The sequence below is a fragment of the Xanthobacter aminoxidans genome, from assembly GCF_023571765.1.
GTDB lineage: Bacteria > Pseudomonadota > Alphaproteobacteria > Rhizobiales > Xanthobacteraceae > Xanthobacter > Xanthobacter aminoxidans.
Genome location: NZ_JAMJXC010000033.1, coordinates 22,495 through 28,912 on the forward strand (window position 1 = coordinate 22,495; position 6,418 = coordinate 28,912).

Annotated in this window: 8 protein-coding genes; 4 read left to right on the top strand and 4 right to left on the bottom strand. The window is 66.5% G+C overall.

From position 1 onward, the window contains the following. The first annotated feature begins 46 nt into the window (after positions 1–46). The 3 genes from EJ105_RS26625 (at position 47) to EJ105_RS26635 (ending at position 2,026) form a co-directional block, all read left to right on the top strand. On the top strand, positions 47–1,045 hold the full coding sequence (locus EJ105_RS26625) for a sugar ABC transporter substrate-binding protein (protein ID WP_250168722.1): 999 nt from the start codon (positions 47–49) through the stop codon (positions 1,043–1,045). A 99-nt stretch (positions 1,046–1,144) separates the two neighbouring features. Continuing rightward, complete coding sequence (locus tag EJ105_RS26630; RefSeq protein ID WP_169123802.1) at positions 1,145–1,432, top strand: YciI family protein; 288 nt, start codon at positions 1,145–1,147, stop codon at positions 1,430–1,432. Between the two features lie 30 nt (positions 1,433–1,462). After that, a complete protein-coding gene (locus tag EJ105_RS26635) occupies positions 1,463–2,026 on the top strand; it encodes an NADPH-dependent FMN reductase (protein ID WP_024280637.1) in 564 nt (187 codons plus the stop codon). A 102-nt stretch (positions 2,027–2,128) separates the two neighbouring features. Here EJ105_RS26635 and pcaF read toward each other — a convergent pair whose 3' ends face one another. The 3 genes from pcaF to EJ105_RS26650 are packed head-to-tail and all read right to left on the bottom strand — an operon-like array spanning position 2,129 to position 4,743. Beyond that, positions 2,129–3,331 (bottom strand): 3-oxoadipyl-CoA thiolase, encoded by a 1,203-nt coding sequence (gene pcaF, locus EJ105_RS26640; protein ID WP_250168723.1) that lies wholly within the window; start codon positions 3,329–3,331, stop codon positions 2,129–2,131. Positions 3,332–3,340: 9 nt separating this feature from the next. Then, positions 3,341–4,024 carry a 3-oxoacid CoA-transferase subunit B gene (locus EJ105_RS26645; RefSeq protein WP_250168724.1) on the bottom strand — a complete coding sequence of 228 codons (684 nt, stop codon included), beginning with the start codon at positions 4,022–4,024 and terminating at the stop codon, positions 3,341–3,343. Beyond that, the gene (locus tag EJ105_RS26650; RefSeq protein WP_029555538.1) at positions 4,021–4,743 is read right to left on the bottom strand and encodes a 3-oxoacid CoA-transferase subunit A; all 723 of its coding nucleotides are present in this window, start codon (positions 4,741–4,743) and stop codon (positions 4,021–4,023) included. The genes EJ105_RS26645 and EJ105_RS26650 overlap by 4 nt, the downstream gene beginning before the upstream one ends. A gap of 157 nt (positions 4,744–4,900) precedes the next feature. Here EJ105_RS26650 and EJ105_RS26655 point away from each other — a divergent pair, with 157 nt between their 5' ends. Next, a complete protein-coding gene (locus tag EJ105_RS26655; protein WP_250168727.1) occupies positions 4,901–5,638 on the top strand; it encodes an IclR family transcriptional regulator domain-containing protein in 738 nt (245 codons plus the stop codon). Between the two features lie 240 nt (positions 5,639–5,878). On the opposite strand, the gene EJ105_RS26660 is transcribed toward EJ105_RS26655, so the two are convergent. Further along, positions 5,879–6,145, bottom strand: coding sequence for an NAD-dependent epimerase/dehydratase family protein (locus EJ105_RS26660; protein ID WP_250168725.1), 267 nt, complete (start codon positions 6,143–6,145; stop codon positions 5,879–5,881). Positions 6,146–6,418 lie beyond the last annotated feature (273 nt).

The following is a 6,418-nucleotide window of genomic DNA, read 5'->3' on the forward strand; positions in this document are numbered from 1 at the left end:
AGCCAAGCAGTCAAACGCCAAATATCAATAATCGGAGGAAGATCCCATGAATAAATTGAAGTCGAACTTCAGGCTCATCGCCGCGGCGCTGCCGGTGGCGCTCCTGTCCACCGGCGCGCTGGCCGCGGACGAGACCATCGCGGTCTTCACCAAGAACCAGACCAACCCCTATTTCCAGACCGTGCGCGTGGGCGCCGAGGTGGCGGCCAAGTCCATGGGCGCCAAAGTGGTGCACTACATTCCCACCAAGCCGGACTCGATCCCCGAGCAGCTCAGCCAGATCGAGGACGTGATCGTCAAGAAGCCGAGCGCCATCGTCTTCGTGCCGGTGGACTATAAGGCCATGGTGCCGGGCGTGGAGCAGATCAACGACGCCAAGATCCCGGTGGTGAACGTCACCGACCGCTCGGCCGGCGGCAAGTTCCTCGCCTTCGTCGGCGCCGACGACTACAGCCTCGGCCTGGAGACCGGCCGCTATCTGCTCAAGGAGATGGGCGGCAAGGGCAATGTGGTGATCCTGGAGGGCGTGAAGGGCTCGCTCACCAACATCGACCGGGTGCGCGGCTTCAATGACGCCATCAAGGAAAACAAGGATGTGAAGCTGCTGGCGAGCCAGCCTGCCAACTACCAGCGCCTGCAGGGCCTGCAGGTGATGGAAAATCTGATGCAGTCCCATCCGCAGATTGATGGCGTGCTCGCCGCCAACGACGCCATGGCCATCGGCGCCATCGAGGCGCTGGACGGCGCCAATCGCAAGGCCAAGGTCATTGGCATCAATGGCACCAAGGAGGCGATCGACGCCATCAAGGCCGGCAAGCTGCTCGCCTCGGGCGACTACAACGGCTTCGTGCAGGGCTGCATCGGCACCATGGTGGCCATCCGCTCTCTGCGCAACGAGGCCATCGTGAACGAAGTGGTGCTGAAGCCGACCGTGGTCAACGCCTCCAACTATCAGCCCTACGACGTGCCGCTGGAAGCCCGCACCTGCCCGAGCTGGGCGGACGCCGCCGCCATGGCCACCAAGGCGCCCACCAAGACCAACTGATCACCTGACGCCGTTCTGAGAAGACGGCGTGTTATCACCCGGACGGGGCGACACCGGCTTGAGGTCGCGTGCCGCCCCGCTCGCGAAGGAGCCTCTCTCATGCTGTTCGCCATCCACGGTGTCGATCGCCAAGGCGCGCTCGACACCCGCCTCGCCCACTATGAGGCGCACAAGGCCTTCCTGTCCGACACCTCCGCGTTCGGGGTGGAGATCGTCATGTCCGGCCCGCTGGTGGCGGATGACGGAACCACGATGATCGGCAGCCTGTTCCTCATCGAGGCGCCGAACCGCGCGGCGGTCGAGGCGTTCAACGCGGCCGATCCCTTCAAGAAGGCGGACATCTGGGAGCGCGTGACGATCACCGGCTTCCTGCGTCGCCAGGGTTGAGCGCCCAATCTCATTTCAAGGAGACGACACATGTCCAGCGATGCCCGCCCGATCCGGGTGGTGGGAATTTCCGGCAGCCTGCGCAAGGGCTCCTACAATACGATGGCCCTCAAGGCGGCCATGGACCTCGCGCCCGAAGGCATGACCATCGAGGCGGCCGAGATCGGCGATCTGCCGCACTACAATGACGACGTGCGCCTCGCCGGCTATCCGCCAGAGGTGGAGCGCTTCCGCGCCCAGTTGACGGCAGCGGATGCCATCCTGTTCGTGACGCCGGAGTACAATTACTCCATCCCCGGCGTGCTGAAAAATGCCATCGACTGGGCCTCCCGCCCGCCGAGCCAGCCCTTCGACAACAAGCCGGTGGCCATCATGGGCGCCAGCATGGGCGTGCTGGGCACCGCGCGGGCGCAGTATCAGCTGCGGCAGATGCTGGTGTTCCTCAACGCCTTCCCGCTGAACAAGCCGGAAGTGATGATCGGCGCCGCCCAGACCAAGTTCGACGCCTCAGGCGCCCTCACGGACGAGGCGACGGCGGACTTCATCCGCCAGCTGCTCACCGCGCTTGCCGCCTGGACCGAGCGCCTGCGCTGACCTGAAGCTGACGTGCTCCTGAAGCTGGCCTGCCCCTGAAACGGCAGCGGCGAGAGGCTTGGCCCCTCGCCGCTGCTTTTTTGTTGCCTGCCGGAAGGGCGATCACACCCGCTCCAGCGCCACCGCGATGCCCTGGCCGACGCCGATGCACATGGTGCTGAGCGAGCGCTTGCCGCCAGTGAGGGAGAGTTCCAGCGCCGCCGTGCCGGTGATGCGGGCGCCGGACATGCCGAGGGGATGGCCGAGCGCGATGGCGCCGCCATTGGGGTTCACCCGCGCATCGTCATCGGCGATGCCGAGGTCGCGCAGGGTGGCGAGGCCCTGGGAGGCGAAGGCCTCGTTCAGCTCGATCACGTCGAAATCGGCCGGGGTGAGGCCGAGACGCGCCATCAGCTTCTTGGAGGCCGGCGCCGGGCCGATGCCCATGATGCGCGGCGGCACACCGGCCGCAGCCCCGCCCAGCACGCGGGCGATGGGGGTGAGACCATACTTCGCGGCCGTCTCCGCGTCGGCGAGGATCAGCGCGGCGGCACCGTCATTGACGCCCGAGGCATTGCCGGCCGTCACCGTGCCGCCCTTGCGGAACGGGGTGGAGAGCTTGGCCAGCGCCTCGATGGTGGTCGCGCGCGGATGCTCGTCGCGCTCCACGAGGATGGGGTCGCCCTTGCGCTGGGGGATGGCCACCGGAACGATCTCCCGCGCCAGCCGCCCGTTCGCCTGCGCGGCGGCAGCCTTGGCCTGCGAGCGCAAGGCGAAGGCGTCCTGATCGGCGCGGTTGATGGCGAAATCCTCGGCCACGTTCTCGCCCGTCTCCGGCATGGAATCCACGCCGTACTGCGCCTTCATCAGCGGGTTCACGAAGCGCCAGCCGATGGTGGTGTCGTGGATCTCCGCATGGCGGGAGAAGGCCGTGTCCGCCTTGGGCATGACGAACGGGGCGCGGGACATGGATTCCACGCCGCCGGCGATCATCAGCGAGGCCTCGCCCGCCTTGATGGCGCGGGCGGCGGCGATGATGGCATCCATGCCCGAGCCGCACAGGCGGTTGATGGTGGTGCCGGGCACGCCAACCGGAAGGCCGGCGAGCAGCAGCGACATGCGCGCGACGTTGCGATTGTCCTCGCCCGCCTGGTTGGCGCAGCCGAAGATCACATCGTCCACGGCGCCGAAATCCACGCCGGGATTGCGCGCCATGAGCGCCTTGAGCGGCACCGCGCCGAGGTCGTCCGCCCGCACCGAGGCGAGTGCGCCGCCGAAGCGGCCGATGGGCGTGCGGACATAGTCGCAGATGAAGACGTCCTTCATTGCGTGCTCCTAGAGCTCGGGGACGATGAGATCGGCCACGGGGCCGGCGATGACCAGCTCGGCCCCGGTGAGGGACTGGAGCTTTTCGAGCGTGATGGTGGGCAGCTTCTCGCGCAGCACGAAGCGGCCGCCCTCGATGTCCACCACGGCAAGGCTGGTATAGACCCGCGTGACGCAGCCGACGCCGGTGAGGGGCAGGGTGCAGCGGTCCAGCAGCTTCGGCTCGCCGGACTTGGTGACGTGCTCGGTGATGACCGCGACGCGCTTGGCGCCATGCACGAGGTCCATGGCACCGCCCACCGCCGGAACGCCCTTGGCGCCGACGCTCCAATTGGCGAGGTCGCCGTTTTGCGCCACCTGGTAGGCGCCGAGGATGGCGACATCCAGATGCCCGCCGCGCACCATGGCGAAGCTGTCCGCATGGTGGAAGAAGGCCGAGCCGGGCTTCAGCGTCACCGCCTTCTTGCCGGCGTTGATGAGGTCCCAGTCTTCCTCGCCCGCGGGCGGCTCCTGGCCGAAGTCGAGGATGCCGTTCTCGGTGTGGTAGATCACTTCCCGGCCGGCCGGCTGATAGCGCGCGACCATTTCCGGGAAGCCGATGCCGAGGTTCACATAGGCACCGTCGGCGATGTCCTGCGCCGCGCGCCAGGCGATCTGGGCGTTGGAGAGCTTGGTATCGTCGCTGGCGGTCATGGATAGGTTGCTCCGGCGCGGTTCAGCAGCTCTTCCTGGGCGGGGTTGGTCACTTCCACCACGCGCGAGACGAAGATGCCGGGGGTGACGACGTGTTCCGGGTCGATGGTGCCGGGCGGCACCAGCTGCGACACCTGCACGATGGCGTGCCGCGCCGCCGTGCACATGAGCGGGCCGAAATTGCGGGCCGCCTTGTTGTAGGTGAGGTTGCCGAGGCGATCGCCGAGATGCGCCTTCACCAGCGCGAAATCGGCCTTCAGCCAGCGCTCCTGCACATAGGGGCGGCCGTCGAACTCGGCGGTCGGCTTTCCGTTCGCCAACTCGGTGCCGTAGGAGGTGGGCGTGTAGAAGGCCGGAATGCCGGCGCCGCCCGCGCGGATGCGCTCGGCGAGCGTGCCCTGCGGCACCAGCTCCAGCGCGATGTCCCCGGCGAGATACTTCTGGGTGAAGACACGCGGGTCCGCCGAGCGGGGGAAGGAGCAAATGAGCTTGCCCACCATCCCCACCTCGATCATGGCGGCGAGGCCCACATGGCCGTTGCCGGCGTTGTTGTTGACCACCGTGAGGTTGCGCGGCGAGCCGGTCTTCACGAAGCGGTCGATGAGGGCGTGGATCAGCTCGATGGGCGCGCCGGAGCCGCCGAAGCCTCCGATCATCACCGTGGCGTTGTCGCCGATGTCGGCCACCGCCTCCGCGGGTGTGGCGATCGTCTTGTCCATGGACATCCCTGTTGCGCCTGGGGCGGCGCCCCTTTCGATACCCGACGAATAAAAAACACCGCCCTCGACTTCAATCCGTTTTGTGCGATATAGGAAGTTTGTTGACATATCGCACAAACGTGAGGCCGCCGTGACCGGTATTTCCCAGCGCGACACCATGGGCGGCCTCGCCAAGGGGCTTTCGGTGATCGAGACCTTCACCGCCGAGCGCCCGCGCCAGTCCATCGCCGAGGTGTCGGCGGCGAGCGGCCTCGACCGGGCGACGGCGCGGCGCTGCCTGCTCACCCTCGCTCATCTCGGGTATGCGGATTACGACGGGAAGTTCTTCACCCTGACGCCCCGCGTGCTCAGGCTCGGCACCGCGTGCCTCGCGGCCATGCCGCTGCCACAGATGGTGCAGCCCTGGCTCGACCGGCTGTCCGAGGAGCTGGGGGAGAGTTCATCCGTCTCCGTCCTCGATGAGGATGAGATCGTCTATGTGGCGCGCGCGGCGCAGCGCAAGGTGATGTCCATCGCGCTCATGCCCGGCTCGCGCCTGCCGGCCTATTGCACCTCGATGGGGCGCGTGCTGCTCGCTGCCTTGCCGGAAGCCGAGGCCCTGCGCCGCCTGCGTCTGCGGCCACTGGCCGCGCGCACGCCGCTGACGCTGACCGACCCCGATGCGGTTATGGCCGAGCTGAAGGGCGCGCGGGAGCGGGGTTATGCCGTGATCGACCAGGAGGTTGAACTCGGCCTGCGCTCCATCGCGGTGCCGCTCCTCAATGCGCGGGGCGTCGCCGTGGCGGCGCTCAACCTCGGCCTGCCCGCACTCGCGGGGGACGTGGAAACGCTGTCGGCCCGCTATCTTCCGGCGCTCGTTCGCGTGCAGGGGGAAATCCGCAAGATCCTGCGATAGGGGCCTGAGAGCGCAGGCGCCGCAGCGCGCCGTGCCTCTTCCGGCTGAGGCACGAGAGGGCCTTGCTCGACCTCTCTGACAGGAGAAGAAGTCATTCTGGCAGCGGCTGAAAGTGTCATTGCGATAAGGGAGGTCTGATCGGGCGGCCAGACGTTGCCTATTTTCCACATCCGAATGACAGCTGAGTTCGATGTGGGTGTTCGCGCAATTCTCATCAAAAATTACAACCGGCAATGTGTGTCACATCAGACCCTCTTGCTGCGCCTGATAGACGGTCCGAACACTGGCGCGAAAGCCCAGGCTGCGGGCAAGAGAACTGTCGACGTGCAGGTGCCAAGGGTTCGCCAGCGGCTCGGCGTTCGATTCCATCCGAGCGCCGATTAGGTCTGAAAGCTCATAAATGGACGCAGGTGCCTCATCTGCAACGTTCACGACGCGCCGATCGAATGTGCCGTCCAGCGCCAGCTTCATCGCGGCGGCGATGTCACGATGGTGGATCGTGCTCATGCGTTGTGCCGGATGCCAGGAGCCGACATATTTGGGAAGGGACTCGAGATGTCCGTCTCTGTCGCCATATACGAATGGGAACCGGACGATAGACCAGTTCAAGCTGCTTTCGCGCAGTTCTCTCTCTGCGGCCACCTTGCTCGCTGGTGACGTGAGCCCCATTTCTCCTCCAGTTGAGGAGAGAGTCCGCCGGTTGATTTGTGGCCTCAGGCGGCCACGGTTTCCAGTGCGATTGTTGCGGCAAACTCGGCGGGGGATCGATGGCCCAGCGCC